At 45.2% G+C, this 19,608-nt stretch carries 22 protein-coding genes; 17 read left to right on the forward strand and 5 right to left on the reverse strand.

What is annotated here, in order from left to right; translation table 11 throughout:
- Window positions 1-30: 30 nt before the first annotated feature.
- The 10 genes from MHI51_RS07705 to MHI51_RS07750 all read left to right on the forward strand — a co-directional run bounded on the left by MHI51_RS07705 (window position 31) and on the right by MHI51_RS07750 (window position 6,423).
- Entirely contained in the window at window positions 31-552 is a 522-nt protein-coding gene (locus MHI51_RS07705; RefSeq protein ID WP_036675921.1) for a YqeG family HAD IIIA-type phosphatase, read from the forward strand.
- Window positions 553-554: 2 nt separating this feature from the next.
- Window positions 555-1,682: a ribosome biogenesis GTPase YqeH gene (gene yqeH / locus MHI51_RS07710; RefSeq protein ID WP_076277850.1), complete on the forward strand. Its 1,128-nt coding sequence runs from the start codon at window positions 555-557 to the stop codon at window positions 1,680-1,682.
- Window positions 1,683-1,753: 71 nt separating this feature from the next.
- Complete coding sequence (aroE, locus tag MHI51_RS07715) at window positions 1,754-2,572, forward strand: shikimate dehydrogenase (protein ID WP_081387649.1); 819 nt, start codon at window positions 1,754-1,756, stop codon at window positions 2,570-2,572.
- Window positions 2,573-2,639: 67 nt separating this feature from the next.
- The gene (gene yhbY / locus MHI51_RS07720; RefSeq protein ID WP_036675703.1) at window positions 2,640-2,933 is read left to right on the forward strand and encodes a ribosome assembly RNA-binding protein YhbY; all 294 of its coding nucleotides are present in this window, start codon (window positions 2,640-2,642) and stop codon (window positions 2,931-2,933) included.
- A 36-nt stretch (window positions 2,934-2,969) separates the two neighbouring features.
- Complete coding sequence (locus MHI51_RS07725; RefSeq protein ID WP_076138319.1) at window positions 2,970-3,572, forward strand: nicotinate-nucleotide adenylyltransferase; 603 nt, start codon at window positions 2,970-2,972, stop codon at window positions 3,570-3,572.
- Window positions 3,544-4,122: a bis(5'-nucleosyl)-tetraphosphatase (symmetrical) YqeK gene (gene yqeK / locus MHI51_RS07730; protein ID WP_076125176.1), complete on the forward strand. Its 579-nt coding sequence runs from the start codon at window positions 3,544-3,546 to the stop codon at window positions 4,120-4,122. Before MHI51_RS07725 ends, yqeK begins: the two co-directional genes overlap by 29 nt.
- Window positions 4,119-4,466 carry a ribosome silencing factor gene (gene rsfS / locus MHI51_RS07735; RefSeq protein ID WP_036675699.1) on the forward strand — a complete coding sequence of 116 codons (348 nt, stop codon included), beginning with the start codon at window positions 4,119-4,121 and terminating at the stop codon, window positions 4,464-4,466. The genes yqeK and rsfS overlap by 4 nt, the downstream gene beginning before the upstream one ends.
- Entirely contained in the window at window positions 4,463-5,386 is a 924-nt protein-coding gene (locus MHI51_RS07740; RefSeq protein ID WP_076220668.1) for a S1 RNA-binding domain-containing protein, read from the forward strand. The genes rsfS and MHI51_RS07740 overlap by 4 nt, the downstream gene beginning before the upstream one ends.
- Window positions 5,387-5,442: 56 nt before the next feature.
- Window positions 5,443-6,213: a class I SAM-dependent methyltransferase gene (locus MHI51_RS07745; protein WP_076220669.1), complete on the forward strand. Its 771-nt coding sequence runs from the start codon at window positions 5,443-5,445 to the stop codon at window positions 6,211-6,213.
- A gap of 36 nt (window positions 6,214-6,249) precedes the next feature.
- Window positions 6,250-6,423: a hypothetical protein gene (locus MHI51_RS07750; RefSeq protein WP_405173742.1), complete on the forward strand. Its 174-nt coding sequence runs from the start codon at window positions 6,250-6,252 to the stop codon at window positions 6,421-6,423.
- A gap of 497 nt (window positions 6,424-6,920) precedes the next feature.
- Here the strand turns inward: MHI51_RS07750 and MHI51_RS07755 are convergent, their stop codons facing one another.
- From MHI51_RS07755 to MHI51_RS07765, 3 genes are all read right to left on the reverse strand, one after another.
- On the reverse strand, window positions 6,921-7,070 hold the full coding sequence (locus tag MHI51_RS07755) for a hypothetical protein (protein WP_405173743.1): 150 nt from the start codon (window positions 7,068-7,070) through the stop codon (window positions 6,921-6,923).
- A gap of 136 nt (window positions 7,071-7,206) precedes the next feature.
- Window positions 7,207-7,365, reverse strand: a complete 159-nt coding sequence (locus MHI51_RS07760) for a hypothetical protein (protein WP_036675694.1) — start codon at window positions 7,363-7,365, stop codon at window positions 7,207-7,209.
- Window positions 7,366-7,496: 131 nt separating this feature from the next.
- On the reverse strand, window positions 7,497-8,453 hold the full coding sequence (locus MHI51_RS07765) for a transcriptional regulator (protein WP_036675692.1): 957 nt from the start codon (window positions 8,451-8,453) through the stop codon (window positions 7,497-7,499).
- A 424-nt stretch (window positions 8,454-8,877) separates the two neighbouring features.
- Here MHI51_RS07765 and MHI51_RS07770 point away from each other — a divergent pair, with 424 nt between their 5' ends.
- The 5 genes from MHI51_RS07770 to MHI51_RS07790 are packed head-to-tail and all read left to right on the forward strand — an operon-like array spanning window position 8,878 to window position 14,236.
- A complete protein-coding gene (locus MHI51_RS07770; RefSeq protein ID WP_405174045.1) occupies window positions 8,878-10,200 on the forward strand; it encodes an arabinan endo-1,5-alpha-L-arabinosidase in 1,323 nt (440 codons plus the stop codon).
- Window positions 10,197-11,672: an alpha-N-arabinofuranosidase gene (locus MHI51_RS07775; protein ID WP_076220435.1), complete on the forward strand. Its 1,476-nt coding sequence runs from the start codon at window positions 10,197-10,199 to the stop codon at window positions 11,670-11,672. Before MHI51_RS07770 ends, MHI51_RS07775 begins: the two co-directional genes overlap by 4 nt.
- A gap of 4 nt (window positions 11,673-11,676) precedes the next feature.
- Complete coding sequence (locus MHI51_RS07780; protein WP_076125168.1) at window positions 11,677-11,949, forward strand: DUF6171 family protein; 273 nt, start codon at window positions 11,677-11,679, stop codon at window positions 11,947-11,949.
- 31 nt (window positions 11,950-11,980) lie between these two features.
- A complete protein-coding gene (locus MHI51_RS07785; RefSeq protein ID WP_405174046.1) occupies window positions 11,981-13,258 on the forward strand; it encodes a glycoside hydrolase family 27 protein in 1,278 nt (425 codons plus the stop codon).
- A gap of 12 nt (window positions 13,259-13,270) precedes the next feature.
- Window positions 13,271-14,236 carry a family 43 glycosylhydrolase gene (locus tag MHI51_RS07790; RefSeq protein ID WP_076125166.1) on the forward strand — a complete coding sequence of 322 codons (966 nt, stop codon included), beginning with the start codon at window positions 13,271-13,273 and terminating at the stop codon, window positions 14,234-14,236.
- 81 nt (window positions 14,237-14,317) lie between these two features.
- Here MHI51_RS07790 and MHI51_RS07795 read toward each other — a convergent pair whose 3' ends face one another.
- Window positions 14,318-14,845 carry a hypothetical protein gene (locus tag MHI51_RS07795; RefSeq protein WP_076220854.1) on the reverse strand — a complete coding sequence of 176 codons (528 nt, stop codon included), beginning with the start codon at window positions 14,843-14,845 and terminating at the stop codon, window positions 14,318-14,320.
- Between the two features lie 235 nt (window positions 14,846-15,080).
- Between MHI51_RS07795 and MHI51_RS07800 the strand changes: the two genes are divergently transcribed.
- Complete coding sequence (locus tag MHI51_RS07800; RefSeq protein WP_076277113.1) at window positions 15,081-17,756, forward strand: YhgE/Pip domain-containing protein; 2,676 nt, start codon at window positions 15,081-15,083, stop codon at window positions 17,754-17,756.
- Window positions 17,757-17,838: 82 nt separating this feature from the next.
- Here MHI51_RS07800 and MHI51_RS07805 read toward each other — a convergent pair whose 3' ends face one another.
- A complete protein-coding gene (locus MHI51_RS07805; protein WP_076220131.1) occupies window positions 17,839-18,813 on the reverse strand; it encodes an aldo/keto reductase family protein in 975 nt (324 codons plus the stop codon).
- Between the two features lie 66 nt (window positions 18,814-18,879).
- On the opposite strand from MHI51_RS07805, the gene MHI51_RS07810 reads away from it, so the two are divergent.
- Window positions 18,880-19,587, forward strand: coding sequence for an SGNH/GDSL hydrolase family protein (locus MHI51_RS07810; RefSeq protein ID WP_076220130.1), 708 nt, complete (start codon window positions 18,880-18,882; stop codon window positions 19,585-19,587).
- Window positions 19,588-19,608 lie beyond the last annotated feature (21 nt).

Below are 19,608 nucleotides of genomic sequence, written 5' to 3' on the forward strand. Positions count from 1 at the left end.
AGTTTTTTGTATGAAATCGAGGTGAACGTATTGTTTGAAATGTTAGTTCCCAAACTCCGGGTGAATACGGTATTCGATATTGCTCTGGACGAGCTGTATAGACAGGGATATCGCGGAATCATCACGGATCTGGATAACACACTGGTCGGTGCCAAAGCGCCTGTGGCTACTCCGGAGCTGTTGTTATGGTTCGAAAAGGTGAAGGAACTGGGCTTTAAGCTCATCATCGTATCTAACAATAACATGGAACGGGTGTCCCGCTTTGCAACACCGCTTAATATTGAATTTGTGCACCAGGCTCGTAAACCGAGTAATGCTCCTTTTCTCAAAGCGATGAAGCAGATGGAGCTGCCCCCTGAACAAACGATTGTGGTGGGAGACCAAATGCTTACTGATGTATACGGCGGCAATCGCCTTGGCCTGTATACTGTTTTGGTACTGCCAATCTCCGTCAAGGACGAGGGGTTCGGCACAAGGTTTAATCGCCGCGTAGAGCGGGTTGCTCTGACACGGCTTCGCAAAAAAGGATTGTGGCACGAGGAGGATAAATAGTAATGAACGAACAAAGCGAAACACAGCGTCCTGAGAAGTGCAGCGGTTGCGGCATCAAGCTTCAGACGGAGCATAAGGATCAACCAGGATACCTTCCGGAGGCTGCACTTGAACGGGACCCGGTGATTTGCCAACGCTGTTTCCGGATTAAAAATTATAATGAGGCTTCATCTGTTTCGGTGAATCAGGATGAATTTCTTCGCCTGCTGAGTGGAGTAGGAGAGAAGAATGCGCTTGTTATTCATATTGTCGATATCTTCGATTTCGAAGGCAGTCTGATTTCCGGCCTGCAGCGGTTTGTTGGCAATAACCCTGTTATTCTTGCAGTGAATAAATGTGACTTGCTGCCGAAAGTTACAAACTGGAACAAGTTGCGTAACTGGATGCAGCAGCGCTGTAAAGAGGAAGGCTTGCGGACGGCTGAAATCGTACTTTGCAGTGCGAAACGCAATCAAGGTTTTGACCGTTTGCTGGAAGCCGTAACGGAGTTGCGCGGTCAACGCGACGTATATGTAGTAGGTGCTACCAATGTGGGCAAATCCACGCTTATTAATCGTCTGATTTCGGACTATAGCGATTTAGAGCAGGAGTTAACGACTTCACGTTACCCTGGCACAACACTCGATACAGTCAAAATTCCATTGGATGACGGCCACTACATTATAGATACTCCAGGGATTGTGTATCCTTGGCGTTATAGTGAATTAGTTGAGCGTCAGGATCTGGATGCAGTTATGCCTGCCAATCCTTTGAAGCCAACAGTCTATCAGTTGAACGAAGGACAGACTCTTTTCTTCGGTGGATTGGGACGTTTTGATTTCGTACAAGGCCCGCATCAATCCTTCACTTGCTTTATTAGTGGTACTTTAAAAATCCATCGCACGAAGCTGGAACGCGCAGATTCCCTCTATCAGGATCATCGCGGTGAAATGCTGTCTCCACCGGGAAGTGACCGGATGGACAAGCTGCCACCTTGGCAGCGGCATGAGTTCCGGATTAACCGGGGCAGCAGAACCGATCTATACATTTCGGGTCTGGGCTGGATTAAGGTTAATGGGACTGAAGGTGCAGTTGTGGCCATTCATGTTCCGCGTGGTGTGAAGGTGCTTACCCGCCCTTCGATGATTTAACGAGGGAGGATAATCTATTGTCTACAACTGCAGTCGAAGGCTACAATAGCGGTAATATTCTACTCGGTGTAATGGGAGATCCTATTATACAATCCAAATCTCCAATTATGCATGAAGCAGCGCTGCAAGCGCTGGGAATTCCGGGTGCTTATGTACCGCTTCACATCCGCCCGGAGAAGCTGGGCGATGCGGTGCAAGCGATCCGTACGCTTGGTTTCCGTGGAGTGAATGTGACGATTCCGCATAAGGTTGCGGTGATGCAATATTTGGATGTATTAGATGAGAGTGCAGTAGCCGTTGGTGCAGTCAATACGATTGTTAATGATAACGGAGTGCTCACCGGATATAATACGGATGGGATCGGTTATGTGCGTTCGCTCAAAGCGGAAGCTATTTCTGATTTGTCTGGTGTGAAGATTATGGTTATCGGGGCCGGTGGAGCAGCAAGAGGAATTGTTGCCGCACTACTTCAGGAGAAGCCTTCTTCAATCATTATTGCTAATCGCAGTGTTGATAAGGCAGAGGACTTGGCGTCACAGTGCCGGAGCAAAGGGAATGTCATCGGGATTAGCATGAACGAAGTAGCAGAAATGCTAAGTGGTGTAGACGTGCTGATCAATACTACCTCCGTAGGTATGTATCCTCATATGGATGAGACACCGATAGATCCTGGACTTCTTCGTGAAGGAATGGTCGTAAGCGATCTGATTTATAATCCGCTGCGTACGCGGCTATTGTTGGAAGGACTCGAACGGGGCTGTACGATTCATGGAGGCCTTGGTATGTTTGTCTATCAGGGAGCTTATGCACTGGAGTATTGGACAGGGCAGCCTGCACCTACGGAAATCATGCGGCAGACCATTCTCGATTGCTTGGGTGGAAATGAGTAAGAAATGGAATCATCAAGTTAGGGTAATAATAGGTAATAATATATGTTAATTAAGGAGTTATTCATTTATGTTAACTGGTAAACAAACACGGTATCTTCGTTCATTGGCGCACCATCTCGATCCTATTTTTCAAGTGGGCAAAGGTGGAGTAAATGATCACCTCGTACGCCATATTGAAGAAGCTATTGAGAAGCGCGAGCTTATGAAGATTAGTATACTGAGCAATAATATTGAGAATCCCAAGGAAATTGGCGCTGCTCTGGCTGAACAATCGGGTTCTGAGCTTGTGCAAGTGATCGGTAAGACTGTCGTTCTATACAAAGAATCACGTGATAACAAAACCATTGAGCTGCCGCGTTAATAGCTGTAAGTATACCTTACCGAGGAGGTCGTCCTCTTGAAAGTTGGAATTATGGGAGGTACCTTTGATCCTCTTCATATCGGTCATATGATGGCAGCGGAAGCCGCAAGAGATACTTATGGGCTGCAAGAGGTATGGTTTATGCCTTCACATATCCCTCCTCATAAACATGAGGCGGGTGTATCTGGAGAAGACCGACTAGCCATGGTGCAGGAAGCGGTGAAGAATCACGAAGCTTTTTGCACATTAGATTGGGAAGTGGTCAGAGGTGGCGTCTCCTATACCTATGAGACCATAAGACGTCTGCAAGAGGAGTATCCGCATTTCGATCTATATTTCATCATTGGAGCGGATATGGTCCAGTATTTGCCGAAATGGAACGAGATTGAAGAACTGGTGCAACGGCTTACATTTATTGGTGTGGGTCGTCCGGGAACACCTCTTGATCTAGATGCATTGCCAGACTTTATAGCAAAGAAGGTATTGCTTGCAGATATGCCACTGGTGGATATTTCGTCAACGATGTTAAGAGAACGGGCGGCAGCAGGTAAATCTATTCGTTATATGGTTCCAGAGGCAGTGTTCGATTATGTTCAAAGGAGTGGATTGTATGGCATACAGCCGCGAAGCGCTGATTGAAGCGGTCTCCGCACAGATGCCTGATAAGCGCTGGAAGCATACACTCGGCGTGATGGAGACATCTATTCAACTGGCGAAGCAATATGGTGCTGACCCTGAGCGTGCAGAGACAGCAGCAATTCTGCATGATGTGGCCAAGTATTGGCCGGTTGAGCGTATGAAGGAGATCATTGAACAAAATCAATTGAATTTGGATCTTCTGGTGTATGACAAGCAGATGTGGCATTCGGAAGTAGGCGCCTTTGTAGCTGAGAAAGACTATGGGATTACGGATCCTGATATTATCAATGCGATTCGTTTCCATACCTCAGGCCGTGAAGACATGAGTTTACTTGAAAAGATCGTCTGCCTAGCTGACTACATCGAGCCTGGGCGTGATTTTCCCGGGGTTGATAAGATACGCGAGAAGGCACAAGTAAGTTTGGAAGAAGGATTAGTCGCTGGGTTTGATTCTACGATTAGTTTGTTACTGGAGAAACGCCGGGTGATTTTCCCCTTAACGGTACTGGCGCGTAATGATTTAGTTAGAATATTGGAGGATAAAATATGAGTGTACAACCAAGCAAGCTGTTAGAACTGGCCCTTAAGGCTGTTGAAGATAAAAAAGCAATGAACGTCGTGGCACTAGATCTACGTAATGTTTCACCAATCAGTGATTATTTTATCGTATGTCACGGTAACTCGGATATTCAGGTACAGGCGATCGCTACCGAAGTCCGTAAAGTGGTTCATGAAGCAGGCGGAGTGATCAAAGGGATTGAAGGCATGGATTCAGCACGCTGGGTGCTGATGGATCTTGGCGATGTTATCGTTCATATATTCCACCGCGATGAGCGTGAATATTACAATATCGAGCGTCTGTGGTCCGATGCCAAGGTTGTGGAGACTGTATGAGCCTGATTGCAGGAACTACGGTTACACTTCATGTAGAGCGGGAAGTTTCGCCATACGGATTTTTTCTGAATGCTGGAGACCAAGATGTTATGCTGCATTATACGGAGCTGACAGAGAAGGTAAAAGCCGGCGATAAAGTTGAAGTTTTCATTTTCTTTGATACCGAGGACCGTCTTGCGGCAACGATGAAAAAACCATTTCTGACGCTGGGCGAGATGGCGTTATTGGAAGTGGCTGATATTCATCCGCGTCTGGGCTGCTTTTTGGAGATGGGTCTTGGACGTCAGTTGCTGCTGCCTATCCGTGAGCTTCCAGAGCTTCCAGAGCTGCGTCCGCAGGTTGGGGACTATGTGTTTGCGATCATGGAGCATGATAAACAGGGGCGTCTGCGTGCCAAGCTGGCCGGAGAACAGGAGCTTGCTCCTCTAGCTCTGCCTGCACCTGAATCTTGGATGGGACAGACTGTAACCGCCCGAGTGTATAAGCCGCTGCAAATGGGTACTTTTGTACTTGTGGATGCGGGTGTGCTAGGCTTTGGGATTATCGGTATGGTCCATTCCTCGGAGCGGAGCCGTCTGCTGCGTCTTGGTGAGCAGTTTGAAGCACGTGTCTCTCATATCCGTGAAGATGGACGTGTTAACCTTTCTATGGGTCTTCGTAAAGAAGTGGGGATGGATGTAGATTCTGCCGCACTTTTGGAGTTCTTAAATGCTCGTCCAGGTGGAGCGATGCCTTATTCGGATGCTACGCCGCCAGATATTATCAAACAACGGTTCGGAATCAGTAAATCCGCCTTCAAGCGTGCACTTGGGAAGCTGATGAAGGAAGGCCATATTACTCAAAAAGAGAACTGGACGTATCTTGTTGCTAAGGATAATGAAGAAGGAACAACCGGAGGGCAAGAAGAAACGACGGATTAAGCTTACGATTCAATAGACGGAATTTATAAAATGTTGTTATAGAAAGCGGTGTAATTGTGTCTTCCTATGGGAAATTTGCTTATGTATACGATGAGCTTATGGCAGATATGCCGTATCCAGATTGGATATCCTTTGCTGAAGCCGCATGGAGTAAATACGGCAAACCGTTAACTGTAGCCGAGCTTGGCTGCGGAACAGGAAGTATTACAATTCCTTTGGCGGGTTCAGGATATCATATGACCGGAATCGATTTATCTTCTGACATGCTCTCAGTGGCACAGCGCAAAATGGAGGAGCATCCCCAGGGACGGCGCTTTTTGCGCGAAGGCAGTGTTCGTTGGGTTAGACAAAACATGAAGGAATGGGAGCTTCCGGAGCTGGTGGATTCTGTGATTTCCTTTTGTGATTGTCTGAATTATGTGTTGGAAGAGGATGACATCAGCGCTGTTTTTGCCAGTACCTATGCAGGGTTAAAGCAAGGCGGAACCTTCCTGTTCGATGTGCATCATCCAAACACACTAATTCGTTATGAAGAAGAACAGCCCTTTATTCTGGACGAGCCATCTGTTTCTTATATTTGGACTTGTGAGATGGATGTTCCACGCCGCGAAATTGAACATCATCTGTCCATTTTTGCCCGTGAAGACGGACATAGCGATCGCTATCGCCGATTCGAAGAGACCCATATTCAGCGCGCCTACGATCCTAACTGGATGAAGGAAGAACTGCTTAAGGCTGGGTTTAGTGATGTGAAGATCTACGCCGATTTCGAGTGGGTAGAGGCAGAAGATGATGCTGAACGATTATTTTATGTAGCTATAAAATAATTATTCAAAATGCTAAGAGGGGCTGTCCCATAAGCTATGAAAATAGCTGCTGGGACAGCCCCTTTTTTTGACTTTAGCTTATTGCTGGGGGAAGCGAGTGGAATGCTGCTGTTGGAAGCACATAAGTTGACGCTGCCGGAAACAAGTAGGTTGCCGCTATTGAATGCTCATGCATTACGGCTGGAGGAAGCGTGTGGGTTCTCGCTCTGAAATGCTCATATATTGCCGCTTTGCGGAAGCGTGTGGGTTCCCGCTATCGAATACTCATGCATTACCGCTGTCGTAAACGTGTGGATTCCCGCTATCGAATGCTCATGCATCACCGCCGGCGTAAACGTGTGGATTCCCGCTCTCGAATGCTCATGCATTACCGCTGCCGCATGCGTGTGGGTTTTCACTACCCATCACGCATGCATGCACAAGTACCATCAGATATACGTATTAGTAGTAGCTATTGGACCCAGCGGACCTTATACGCAGCATTTTCCAATATTTGGGGTGCTATCGGACTCCATTGCAGCTATTGGCTTGAAAAACGTCCAATATTGGTCTTTTTCCAATGGATAGCGTCACTGGAGTCCGAAAACATGCTCCAAGAGCTAAAAATATGCAAATAACGTCATCTGGGTCCGTAAGCCACGTAAGCCACGTAAGCCGCGTAAGCCAGTAAGCCACGTAAGTCACGTAAGTCACGTAAGCCGCGTAAGTCACGTAAGCCGCGTAAGCCACGTAAGCCAGTAAGCCACGTAAGCCACGTAAGCCACGTAAGCCACGTAAGCCAGTAAGCCACGTAAGCCACGTGAGATACGTGAGATGATGGAGACAAGGTTGGAGCAACCAGCCAGTGACCCAATCATAAACAGCGCTTCTCCGATATCAGGAGAAGCGCTGTTTTTTTATGACATCATCTGTTGGAGCAGCTTGTAATTGCGCCAACATAAGAAATACAAAATAAACCGGGCAGTGTTCATACCACCCGGCATCTTCCAATCCTTACCGATGCTCAAACAGATCAATGGCACCCAATACGACATGAGCCAGACCAAATCCAAGTACGCCTGTTGCTGCCATCTTATACTTGCTTCCAAGAAAAGCGGCGCTAGAAGCGGTTACGACGGTTCCAAGAACAGCGGGAATTAGACCTTCACGCATTCGAAACACTCCTTCTCGGTGGTTTGGGAGACAAAGTTATTATGGTTCAATATCGAAAAAATATACGAAGCACAAAAAGACCCTAAATCAGCGTTAGCTGAATCTAGGGTCTTTTTATTCAAGTGGGGTTGTTACTCTGCTATTATAACAGCGTTACGAGGGAGGCCCTCTCCAACTTCATGTACATCATACAACACACGTGCCAGTAGGTCCTGGCTATAATTGCCGAAATGTTTTCCGTAAATCGTGAGTCCGCGTTTGTTTGTAGGTTTGTCGGTTACTGCGATACGGAAAGTGAGTTCACTTTTGTAATCCAATTGGATATCATCAAGGGTCACGTCAGAAATCCGACAGCCATCAATAAAGCTGCCTTCATTATTGATACGGATCAGCTTCAGCATACCGTATTGGTTTAGGTGCGGAGGCCACCAATCGGGGTTAAATGTTCCCCGGGTATCTCCGAAATCGCCAGGGCTAGTCCAGAATCCGATTTCAATTCCATTTAAATAGAAATAAAGGTCGGACGGATAGTTATCGTTAGACCCAGGAGCTTCAGAGCCGATCTCCATCGAGAACTGAATTTCGCGGAACGTTTGGTTGGCTTTAAGGTAGTTCGGAATTCTATATTCGAGGAACCCTTCAGCCATCCAAATAATTTCGGATTCAATTCGCTGCGGATCTGCAAAATAACGCGGCTCGTCGAAATCCCCGATGATGCTGTCTTTGGTAGCCAGTCCACAAGTTGGAACAGCCTGATAGTTGCTGTAATGACCTACTTGAATTTCTACTTCGTAAAGATTATCAACATCCTTGCTGCGAAGGTCAACAATAAGCTTGTCCTTATTTAAATAGCAGACCTTTTGAATACCGTGCTTACCCACTGATGTGTTTATCTCAATGAGACCGCTTTCTTCTAACTTTTTAATATGCATGGTGATGGCGCCGTTGCTGAGGTTCAGTTTCTTGGCAATTTCATTCAGGTTCAAGGCTTGATTGGTGGCAAGGAGCTCTAAAATGAGAATTCTGATTTCTGAGCTTAGTGCCTTAAAAATTTCTAATCCACTCATTAAATCTTTAATATAAATCATTTTATCAATACCTTCTTCCGATTACGTCATAAATTATACTATTTTATAAAATTATAAACTAATAAGGCATATAAATAAAGTATACTTCCTTATTTTGTAGAATGTACGAATATAAGAGGGATTTTTGGCATGATTTTTATTTGATTTAGTAAAATTTAAACATATAAAGAATTAATCTAAAGAAAAAGGCTGTTATTTCGCCATAATTCATTTATTTCGAGTTTAATTTCATATAAATATAAAAAGGTTTATAGAAATATATTTACAAGGCTTTTTATATATGTTATTTTATATTGTAAGCGAATACATATTTTTTCATTTTAAATTTAATATTTATTGCTGTTCAATCTGTTGCTATTTCTGAGGTGATAATTTAATGGTAAAAAAAACATCAGATCTTGTCTTTCCAAGTTCCCCGGGGAACATGCCAATGTATGATCTATCAGTGATTGATATCGAGTCTTTATGGACGATTCACAACACACATGATCCAGGCATTATTAAAACAGATGAGGGTTACTATGTTTTTTCTACCGACATAAGAGTCGGAGGAGAATTACGTCCAGGCGTAATGGTTCGGAAATCACAGGATCTTATCCATTGGGAATGGGTTCATTATGCGCTGCCGGGAATTCCCCAAGTTGCGAAGGAATGGGCAGGGGCTACTAATTTATGGGCACCCGATGTATTGAAATACGGTGAACAGTATCGAATGTATTACTCGGCCTCATCTTTCGGAAGTAGACAATCACTAATCGGACTTCAAACTTCAGCTTCTATTGAGGGACCTTGGACCGATGAAGGTTTAGTGATTCAGACGCGTGCTGAAGATTCACTGAATGCGATTGATGCCAATGTGCTTACGGATGCAGATGGGCGAATGTGGATGGTGTATGGTTCTTTTTTTGGTGGAATTCATATCATTGAGCTGAATGCAGAAACAGGCAAACCGAAGCAAGAAGGTTTTGGTACGCTGATCGCTAAACGGGATAATACCATTAAAGATGGAGCAGTTGAAGGACCGTACATAGTGTATAACGAGCAATTCAAAAAATACTATTTGTTCGTCTCCTATGACTCCCTGTTTGAGGATTATAACGTTCGTGTCGCTCGTGCAGATACTATTACCGGCCCATATGTGGATTATAACGGACGAGATATGACTGATAGTGCGCATCAACCCCGATATGAGGTCGGCAATAAAATACTGGGTGGCTATCGCTTTGGACAAGATCCAGGTTGGATAGCTCCCGGCCATAACTCAGTTCTTCATGAGGATGGCAGCTATTATATAGTTCATCATGCACGTGGTGAAATCGATAAACATTGGTCCTATTTACAGGTTCGTCGAATTCTGTGGACAGAGGATGGCTGGCCTGTTGTATCTCCAGAACGGTATGCGGGTGAAGTGGAACAGGATATTCCAGAACAGCTAATCGCAGGACAGTGGGAATGGATTGTAATGGACCCCTCAGCGGATGGCCAGATTCAGTCTGCCGTCATAAGTCTATCCTCTGACTTTAAGCTGGAAGGTGCGAATGGAAAGGGAAGCTGGTCTTTTGATGGATGCAGAGTCCTGACCTTGGTCTGGAATGATGTTGTCGAGGGTAGAGGCCGGATAGAGAAGGTGCAATTGCTTCCGTCATGGGATTGGGAGAAAGAAACTCAGACCCTTGTATTTACTGGATTAAATGAAAATGGAATTTCCATCTGGGGTAAGCAAAAGAATGGAGAAGAGAATAGATGACTACGATCAAGCTACATGCAGGTAAAGGAATTAATAAGATCAGCAAATATCTATATGGTCATTTTGCCGAGCATTTGGGCAGATGTATCTATGACGGGATCTATGTGGGGGAAGATTCACCGATTCCGAACACCAAGGGCTTCCGCAATGACATCCTAGCAGCACTCAAAAAAGTTAATATTCCTGTCCTTCGTTGGCCGGGGGGCTGTTTTGCCGATGAGTATCATTGGAAGGATGGCGTCGGTCCAAAAGAAACCCGTAAGCGGATGGTGAATACGCACTGGGGCGGTGTCGTCGAGAATAATCATTTTGGGACGCATGAGTTTTTTGAATTATGTGAGTTGCTGGATTGTGAACCGTATATCTGCGGGAATGTTGGCAGTGGCACTGTTCAGGAGATGTCGGAGTGGGTTGAATATATGACCTTTGAAGGCGAATCACCGATGGCGGACTGGCGTCGTGAAAATGGGCGTGAAGAGCCGTGGAAGTTGAAGTATTTTGGTGTAGGTAATGAGAACTGGGGCTGCGGCGGCAATATGCGTCCAGAATATTATGCAGATTTGTACAGACGTTACCAGACATATGTGCGCAATTATGGTGAAAATCATATCTATAGAATCGCTGGTGGCGCCAACGTTGATGATTATAATTGGACGGAAGTGCTAATGCGCGAAGCTGGACGGTTTATGGATGGTCTCAGTCTTCATTCGTATACGATTCCTGGAAGCTGGGAAGAGAAACGTTACGCTTTAGGTTTTGACGAAGCCGAATGGTTTGAGACTATGCAAAAAACCTTGCATATGGATGAATTGATTACTAAACATTCAGCGGTTATGGATAAATATGACCCGGATAAGCGGGTTGGAATGATTATAGATGAGTGGGGAACTTGGTTCTTAAGTGAACCTGGTACGAATCCAGGGTTCCTGTATCAGCAGAATACACTCAGAGATGCATTGGTAGCAGGGGTAACGCTGAATATTTTCCAAAAGCATAGCAGTCGTGTGCAAATGGCGAATTTGGCTCAAGTGGTCAATGTACTGCAGGCTCTTATCCTGACGGAGGGCGACAAGATGATTCTAACGCCTACCTATCATGTATTTGAAATGTACAAAGAGCATCAGGATAATGAACTGCTTGAAGTTACTATTGAGAGTCCTGATTATACGTTTGGGGAGCTTACAATTCCACAGATTAGCGTTTCTGCATCTCGTGATACGAATGGCAAAGTGTATGTTTCACTCTGTAACCTGAGCCATAAGGACAGCGCATCGCTAAGTATTGGTATTGAAGAGGTTAGCTTTAGCAAAGTGACAGGTCAGATTTTAACGCATTCCGTGCTGGGAGCGCACAATACATTTGAGGCACCGGATACAGTTACTCCAGTAGCTTTTGAGGGTGCGTCTTTATTAGGTGAAAAGCTCAGCTGTGAGCTTCCACCTGCTTCCGTGGTAGTCTTGACTCTGGAATAACATCATGTCAGAGAACCAAGAAAAAAACCGTCGCTGCAAAAGCTGTGATGAGAACATGAGAATAAGCCCAGAAAAATTGGAGCGTTTAATAGAAATAGCCACTAGAGAAAGACCTTTAGCACCGGAGGAGCAATATTTGCAGCGTATTGAACATTGCCGAGATTGCTCTGGCCTGCAATTTGGTAGCACTTGCCGTTATTGTGGCTGTCTTGTAGAGGTAAGAACAAGATTGCAGGACTCTACTTGCCCTTATCCCTTGGCACCTCGCTGGGAGTGAATACTAAGTTTTTGAAAAGGACGTGAAAATCATCAAACAAAATTTGTTAGCTGCTACGCCCCCGATGGGCTGGAATAGTTGGGATTGTTACGGGGCCAGTGTAAATGAAGAAGAAGTAAGAGGCAATGCAGAATATATGGCTACCCATTTGAAGGACTTTGGTTGGGAATATGTAGTTGTGGATATTCAGTGGTATGAGCCTGGAGCGAATTCTTCGCAGTATCGCAACTTTGTACCGCTGGTTATGGATGAGTACTCCAGACTTCAACCTGCTGAGAACCGGTTTCCTTCCGCAGCGGGAGGCAAAGGGTTTGCGCCACTCGCTGAATATGTACATGGATTGGGTTTGAAATTCGGCATACACATTATGCGCGGAATCCCGCGTCAGGCTGCTCATGCGGCCAGTGCCATTCTAGGCTCTGAGCAAACCGCACGCGATGTGGCTCACCCAAATTCTATTTGTCCATGGAATACGGACATGTATGGAGTAGATGCTTCAAAAGAAGGCAGTCAGGCGTATTATGACTCGCTGTTCCAGTTGTATGCCAGTTGGGGTGTGGATTATGTGAAAGTGGATGATATTGCCGCTTCTCGCATTTATGGATATCACAAAGAAGAAGTTGCTATGATCCGTAAGGCTATTGACCGCAGCGGTCGCGAGATGGTGCTCAGTCTTTCGCCTGGACCTGCTCCAGTGGAAGAGGCTGAACACTTAGCCGGACACGCTAACCTTTGGAGAATGACCGATGATTACTGGGATCATTGGCATTTGCTGCGCGGGATGTTTGAGCGCTGTGAGAAATGGGCTCCTTATGTGCAGCCGGGCCATTGGCCGGATTGTGACATGCTGCCGTTAGGTCATCTGGGCATTCGTTCTGTAGATGGCGGGGGAGACCGGTTCACGCGGTTTACTCATGACGAGCAGGTCACCATGATGACACTATGGAGTATTTTCCGCTCCCCGTTAATGTTTGGAGGAGAACTTCGGGACAATGATGATTGGACATTATCTTTATTGACCAATAAGGAAGTGCTTCATCTGCATCGTTATGGTAAAGGCGGCAGTCAGGTAGCGCTAAATGAGGAGCATGCGATCTGGACATCTGAGGATGAACAAGGTAACCACTATGTAGCTTTGTTTAATCTTAGCGATGAAGCCTTAACGCTTCAGGTGTCGTTCGAGCAGCTTAAGGGTTCAATTCCTAGTACTATACGTGATCTATGGCAAAGCCGCGATTTGGAAGTGGTTAACGAAGGTATTTCTCAAACTCTTCCACAGCATGGTTCTGTATTATTAAAGTTTAAATAGAGGAGAGAGATTATGAATACGAGTGTAGAATATAAAAATCCATTGGTGGAGCAACGTGCTGATCCATGGGTATATAAACATACAGATGGTTATTACTACTTTATTGCTTCTGTTCCAGAATACGACCGGATCGAAGTACGGAGAGCAACAACAATCGAGGGATTGGCTGCTGCAGAACCGGTTGTAGCTTGGCGTAAATATGAGACGGGTCCGCTTAGTGCAAACATTTGGGCACCAGAGCTCCATTATATTGACGGGAAATGGTACATTTATTTCGCGGCGGCGCGTACTACGGAGACGAAGGATGGATTATTCGATCACCGTATGTTTGCTCTTGAGAATGAATCTGCCAATCCTTTAGAAGGAACATGGGTAGAAAAAGGCCAGGTAAAAACCGCTTGGGAATCCTTTGCATTGGATGCAACCACCTTTCAACACAAAGGAAAATTGTATTATGTATGGGCACAGAAGGATCTGAATATTGAGGGGAATTCTAACCTGTATATTTCGGAAATGAGTAATCCATGGACGCTAACCGGTCCTCAGACCATGATTGCTACTCCTGAATATGACTGGGAGATTATTGGGTACAAGGTAAACGAAGGAGCTGCAGTGCTTAAACGTAACGGCCGTATCTTTATCAGCTTCTCGGCTAGCGCTACGGACTTCAATTACTGCATGGGACTTTTAGTTGCAGATGAGGACAGCGACCTGCTGGATGCCACTTCATGGACCAAACTGCCGGAACCGGTATTCCAGACCAATGAAGAGAATGGACAATATGGACCGGGTCATAACAGCTTTACTGTAAATGAAAATGGGGAAGATGTACTCATCTACCACTGCCGCAATTATAAAGAAATTACCGGCGATCCGCTGTACGATCCGAACCGTCATACTCGTGCTCAAGTCTTCCATTGGAATGAAGATGGTACGCCGAATTTTGGGGTTCCCGTTAAGGATGCAGCTAAACAATAATTCGTTAAGCAAATAAAAAAAGAGGGTTACTTATAAGCCATTTACATGGCTGCTGAGTAACCCTCTTTCTTATGTTGCACCTTAAGGTATATATTGTTGAACGATAGAAGTAATTACGCCGTCCTGAATGGTGATGTGATACGGGAACTGGCTCAAGTCGATGACATCCGTTTTATTAAATTGATCCATAAATTGCTGTAAGGTGATGGACTCATTCCAGTTGATATCCAAGTCATCCATATTGCCAGTGTGATCAAAAATTTGCATCGTCACTGTGGCGTTATCCGCAATCGGATAAGTTGTCAGAGTATCAACATCATTTACAATATAATAACTGTCTGGAGCTCCGCCTATTTCTGCTGCAGCTTCTGGATCTCTTTCAGCAAAGATTCGATCGGCATCAGCACCCTGATACCAGTTTATTTCATCGGTCGTACCGGAGAGCTTGCCATGGTCGGATTCAATAGTATGAAAGTAAACTGTTTGATGCTGGGTCTTGTCACTATCTTGCGCATCTACCCGTGTTCCAATGGTACTTGCAGAAGTAATGAGGGAAAGAAACAACAGAACAACAACCGGTAACACATACGCTGACTTTTTCTTAAACATTATTAATCTCCCCCTTGAGATATGTAAGACGTTGTATAAAACTTATTACCCGCTCTGTTTTTTCTTAAACGGGTTTATATTACTCTTTACGTGAGAAGAGCAGTTTTTGTTGCATTTTTTTAAAAGTTTTTTTAAAAAGCAATGAGAAGTCATGAGTTCCCTAAAATGAATAGTAAAAGCTTGTCTCCTCGGGCATATTAAAATATCAAAACATGCAGATTAGGGGGAGCAGCGAATGGGCGGAATACTACGGATTTATAGGAACGATTGGCGTAACTTATTCAGAGTTCCTGTGGCCGTATTGCTGGTTGCCGCTTTGGTGGTATTGCCCTCCGTATATGATTGGGTGAACGTTGCGTCAGTATGGGATCCTTATAGCAATACTTCTGGCATTAAAATTGCTGTTACCAGCTTAGATGAAGGTACTAAGGTGCAGGAGAAGAATTTTAATATCGGCAATGAGGTCATGGAAAGTCTTCGGAGCAATAAAAACTTGGGCTGGACCTTTGTAGATGCAGAGACTGCACATAATGGTGTCAAACGCGGAGACTACTATGCCAGTATTGTTATCCCTGCTAATTTCTCCAAACGAATGACTGGAATTCTTGAAGGAACGATTGTGAAACCAGAGATCGAATATACCGTCAATGAGAAAATAAATGCGATTGCTCCTAAAATCACGGATAAGGGCGCCACTTCAATCACCACACAGATCAGTGAGAATTTCACGGAAACGATTAGTGAGACGGTATTTACTGTTTTAAGTCAAATCGATAAGGAATTTCAATCTGAATTGCCCATTATACGCAAGGTAGAAAAAGGATTGTTTAAATTAGAGGCGAGCCTGCCAGAAATTGAAACCGCAGGTAAACGAGTATTAAAAATTCAGGAAAATTGGCCGCAGATTCATGCCTCAGCAGAGCGTATTTCCACATTGGAGAATAAGCTGCCAGAGGTGGAAAAAGCGGGTGAGGCTTTAGAGAAAATTGCTGAGCATTGGCCGCAAATCGCGAGTACCTTAGATCATTTAGGGGGGCTACAGGACAAGCTGCCCAAGATTGAAGAAGCGGCACAGCTAATCGTTCAACTTGATAACCATTATGGTGAAGTTGAACAGATCATGGCTCAGGCCTCGCAAGGTCTTACGGAAGCGCATAAAATCGTTAATGCTGCCTTAACAGCACTGCCTGAGGCAGAAAAGATTGCTACAGCCGGAAATGATTTTGTTCTGGAGCTTCAGCAATTTTTGGAGAAGAGCAGTGCTGCATTTGAAGCTGTTCCAGTAGCTGTCAAACAAAATCTTAATCTCCTACAGCAAACGGAGAGCTCAGTGGTCAAGCTTGCTGAACAGTTAAAGGGAGAAGATAACGAGCCGCAAGCTGTACGTGAGCAGTTGGAGTTACTCTCAGCACAGTTGGCTGCAGGAAGCAGCGTAATTGAACACACACTTTCTTTGTTAAATGCATTGAACACATTTTCCCCTGAAACAGTGTCTATTGCTGAGCTTGCGGCATTGAAAGGTGTAGACAGTGTTTTGAACAGTCAGAAGTCCTTGGTAAATGCTATGACGGCTGACCTTCAGAATAAGGATAACGCTGATTCCAGTGCAATTAACCAATTGTTCCTAAAGTCTGGTCTTGGGAAGCTGGCGATTGCGAAGCTTATCTCAGGATATGATTCGTCGACTATCCCTGCCATAAAAAATAAACTGGAGCAAATAACTTCGGCGGCAGATGTCACAGCTACCGCATTGCAGCAGGTGCCAGATCGTTTACCCGCGCTGGGTACCCTGCTGGAAGAGACAATGTCGGCGATTGAGTTCGGGCAGACAAGCTTAGCTAGTCTGCAGCAGGATTTGCCAGCTATACGCGAAGCGGTCCACACAGCAGCCAGTGGGGTTGCCGATCAGACCCAGGGCTTTGGTGCTTTCATCCGAGATACACTTCCGCTATTGGAGAGCAGCTTACCTACTGCAGGGGAAAAGATACAGCAAGCTGCGAATTTCGTGCGTCAGGATCTGCCTACTGTAGAAGAGCGGGTTCATCAGGTCTCGGAGCTGATTCGTACAGGACTCCCCCGTGCAGATAAAGGAGTGGCGCTTGCCGCAGATTTGGTAAGAAATGATCTTCCAGTACTGGAAGACTCGATTCGAAAAGCCGCCTCCACGATCCGCCAAATTAAAGAAGAGATTGATCTGGGGGAAATTGCGCAACTGCTCGGAGGAGATATTAAGAGCAAAAGTGATTTTTTGGCCAATCCGGTAGTGTTAAAAGAGAATAAGTTATATCCCATTCCGAATTACGGCTCAGCAATGACTCCTTTTTATGTCGTACTTTCCTTATGGGTCGGAGGCACACTGCTTGTCTCTCTTCTCCGCACAGGTGTGGATACGGGGGGGCTAACGTACAAAAGATATCAATTGTATTTTGGCCGCCTGCTGACCTTCCTTACGGTGGGGATTCTTCAGGGGCTGGTGGCTGTCCTGGGCAACATTTTTATTTTGCACTGTTATGTGGTGAATAAGGTGTGGTTTGTACTTTTTGGAGTGTTAATCAGCATCGTGTTCGTAACCATTGTATTTACGCTTGTCGCTGTATTTGGCAACCTGGGAAAAGGAATAGCAATCGTGTTCATGGTGCTTCAATTCTCTAGCTCCGGCGGTACATTTCCGATTAGTACGACTGGGCGTTTTTTTCAAATATTAAATCCATATATGCCGTTTACCTATGCAATTAGTCTGATGCGGGAGGCGGTAGGGGGAATTCTGCCGGAAGTGGCGATTCGTGATGTGATTTATTTGATTATCTTCGGTGTGCTGGCACTCTTGCTGGCATTACTCCTCAAGAAACCACTGGAGCCTTTTATCCATAAGGCTTCTGAACAAGCCGAAGAGTCTAAATTGATTTCTTAAAGAAAAAGAGGATGTGCCTAAGCCATGGTGATGGCTTTTGGCACAACCTCTTTTGTGTACTATATGGCAAGTGCGCAATAGGTTATCTTGCAGGAGCAAAATCAGCTACCGGCTTAAGAATCTCCTCGATTTGCTGCAAAGTATCTTCGGAGAGTACCGTATCTACAGCTTTGGCATTTTCTGCAACTTGCTCTGGTTTACTGGCACCAATTAATGCTGAACTTACACCAGGCTGGCGTAGAATCCATGCCAATGCCAATTGCGAAAGCTTCAGGTCTAAACTGTGAGCGAGTTCATCCAGCTGTCCAACCACAGACAACACATCATCACGGAGGTAGCTGGAGATCACACCATTAACTGAATTATCCGCTGCACGGGTTCCTGCTGGAGGTTGTTGCCCCGGTTTGTATTTGCCAGTCAGAATTCCTTGCGCTAGTGGAGAGAAGACCACTTGGCCCAGCCCCTCACGCTGGGATACTTCAAGGACCTCGTCTTCAATATAACGTTCGAACATATTATAGATAGGTTGATTCGAGATCAGTGGACGCAGATTCAGTCTGCGGCTGATACCAGCAGCATTGGAGATTTGGGCTGCGCTCCATTCGCTAACAGCGGAGTAGAGAATCTTACCTTGAGCCGTCAGATCATCCAGCGCGCGTAGAGTCTCCTCTACAGGGGTCTCTGTATCAAAGCGATGACAAAAATATACATCAATATAATCGGTGCCTAAGCGGCGGAGGCTGGCTTCACATTGCTCCATAATATGCTTCCGGGACAAACCACGGTTATTAACATCGTCTCCCATGGGGAAAAAGACCTTTGTACTTAGCACATAAGATGATCTTTCATAGGAGCGTAGAGCAGCACCCATCGCTTTTTCGCCTTCACCACGGTTATATGCATTAGCCGTATCAAAGAAATTGATACCGCATTCAAAAGCTTTGCTGATACAAGCATCGGCTGCCTTTTGCTCTGCTGCTGTTCCATATGTAAGCCAACTGCCTAGTCCGATCTCACTGATTTTGAGCCCTGAATTGCCTAGTCTTCTATATTTCATTTTTCTCTTTCCTCCTTGTATTCTATATGATAACTTTACTTGTATTATAGGAGACATTCAAGTTGAATGATTAATATACTAGTAATCAAGGAGATGAAAGATTCAATGACTAATCCAGCTACTAAAAAATCAAAAGTGATCTTATTTCAGGGTGACTCCATTACGGATGGGAATCGGGGTCGTGATGAAGACCCGAATCATATTCTTGGACATAGCTATGCGTATATCATTGGGGGCAAGCTAGGGAATGAGCGGGCAGAAGAGAATCTGGTATTCTATAACCGCGGAGTGAGTGGAGATCGAATCTCCGATTTATATGCACGCTGGAATGAAGATGCAATTAGCTTGCAGCCTGACATCATTAGTATATTGATTGGGGTTAACGATATTTGGAGAATGATGAAAGGGGAACCAAGTGGAGTTACGGACCGTTTTGAACGCGCTTACCGTCACGTACTTGAAGAAACACGTGAAGTTCTGCCACATACGAAGCTGGTTTTATGTGAGCCTTTTATTTTAAATACCGGAGCTCCAGCTGAACAGTGGGCAGAATGGGAAGCGAAGATTACACATTATCAGGGAGTGGTTAAGCAGCTGTCTGAGCAATTTGATACGGTCTATGTACCTTTACAGGATGCTTTCAATGCAGCTGTGGAGAGAGCAGAAGCAGCCTACTGGCTGTGGGATGGCGTTCATCCGACGACTGCCGGGCATGATCTGATTGCTGGGGAATGGCTGAAGGTCGTCTTGGAAAGTGGTCTTTTAAACAACTAAGTTATAAAGTTCTTATCTCTC

Origin of the sequence: Paenibacillus sp. FSL H8-0260, assembly GCF_045040625.1 — a bacterium.
GTDB classification, from domain to species: domain Bacteria; phylum Bacillota; class Bacilli; order Paenibacillales; family Paenibacillaceae; genus Paenibacillus_AQ; species Paenibacillus_AQ odorifer.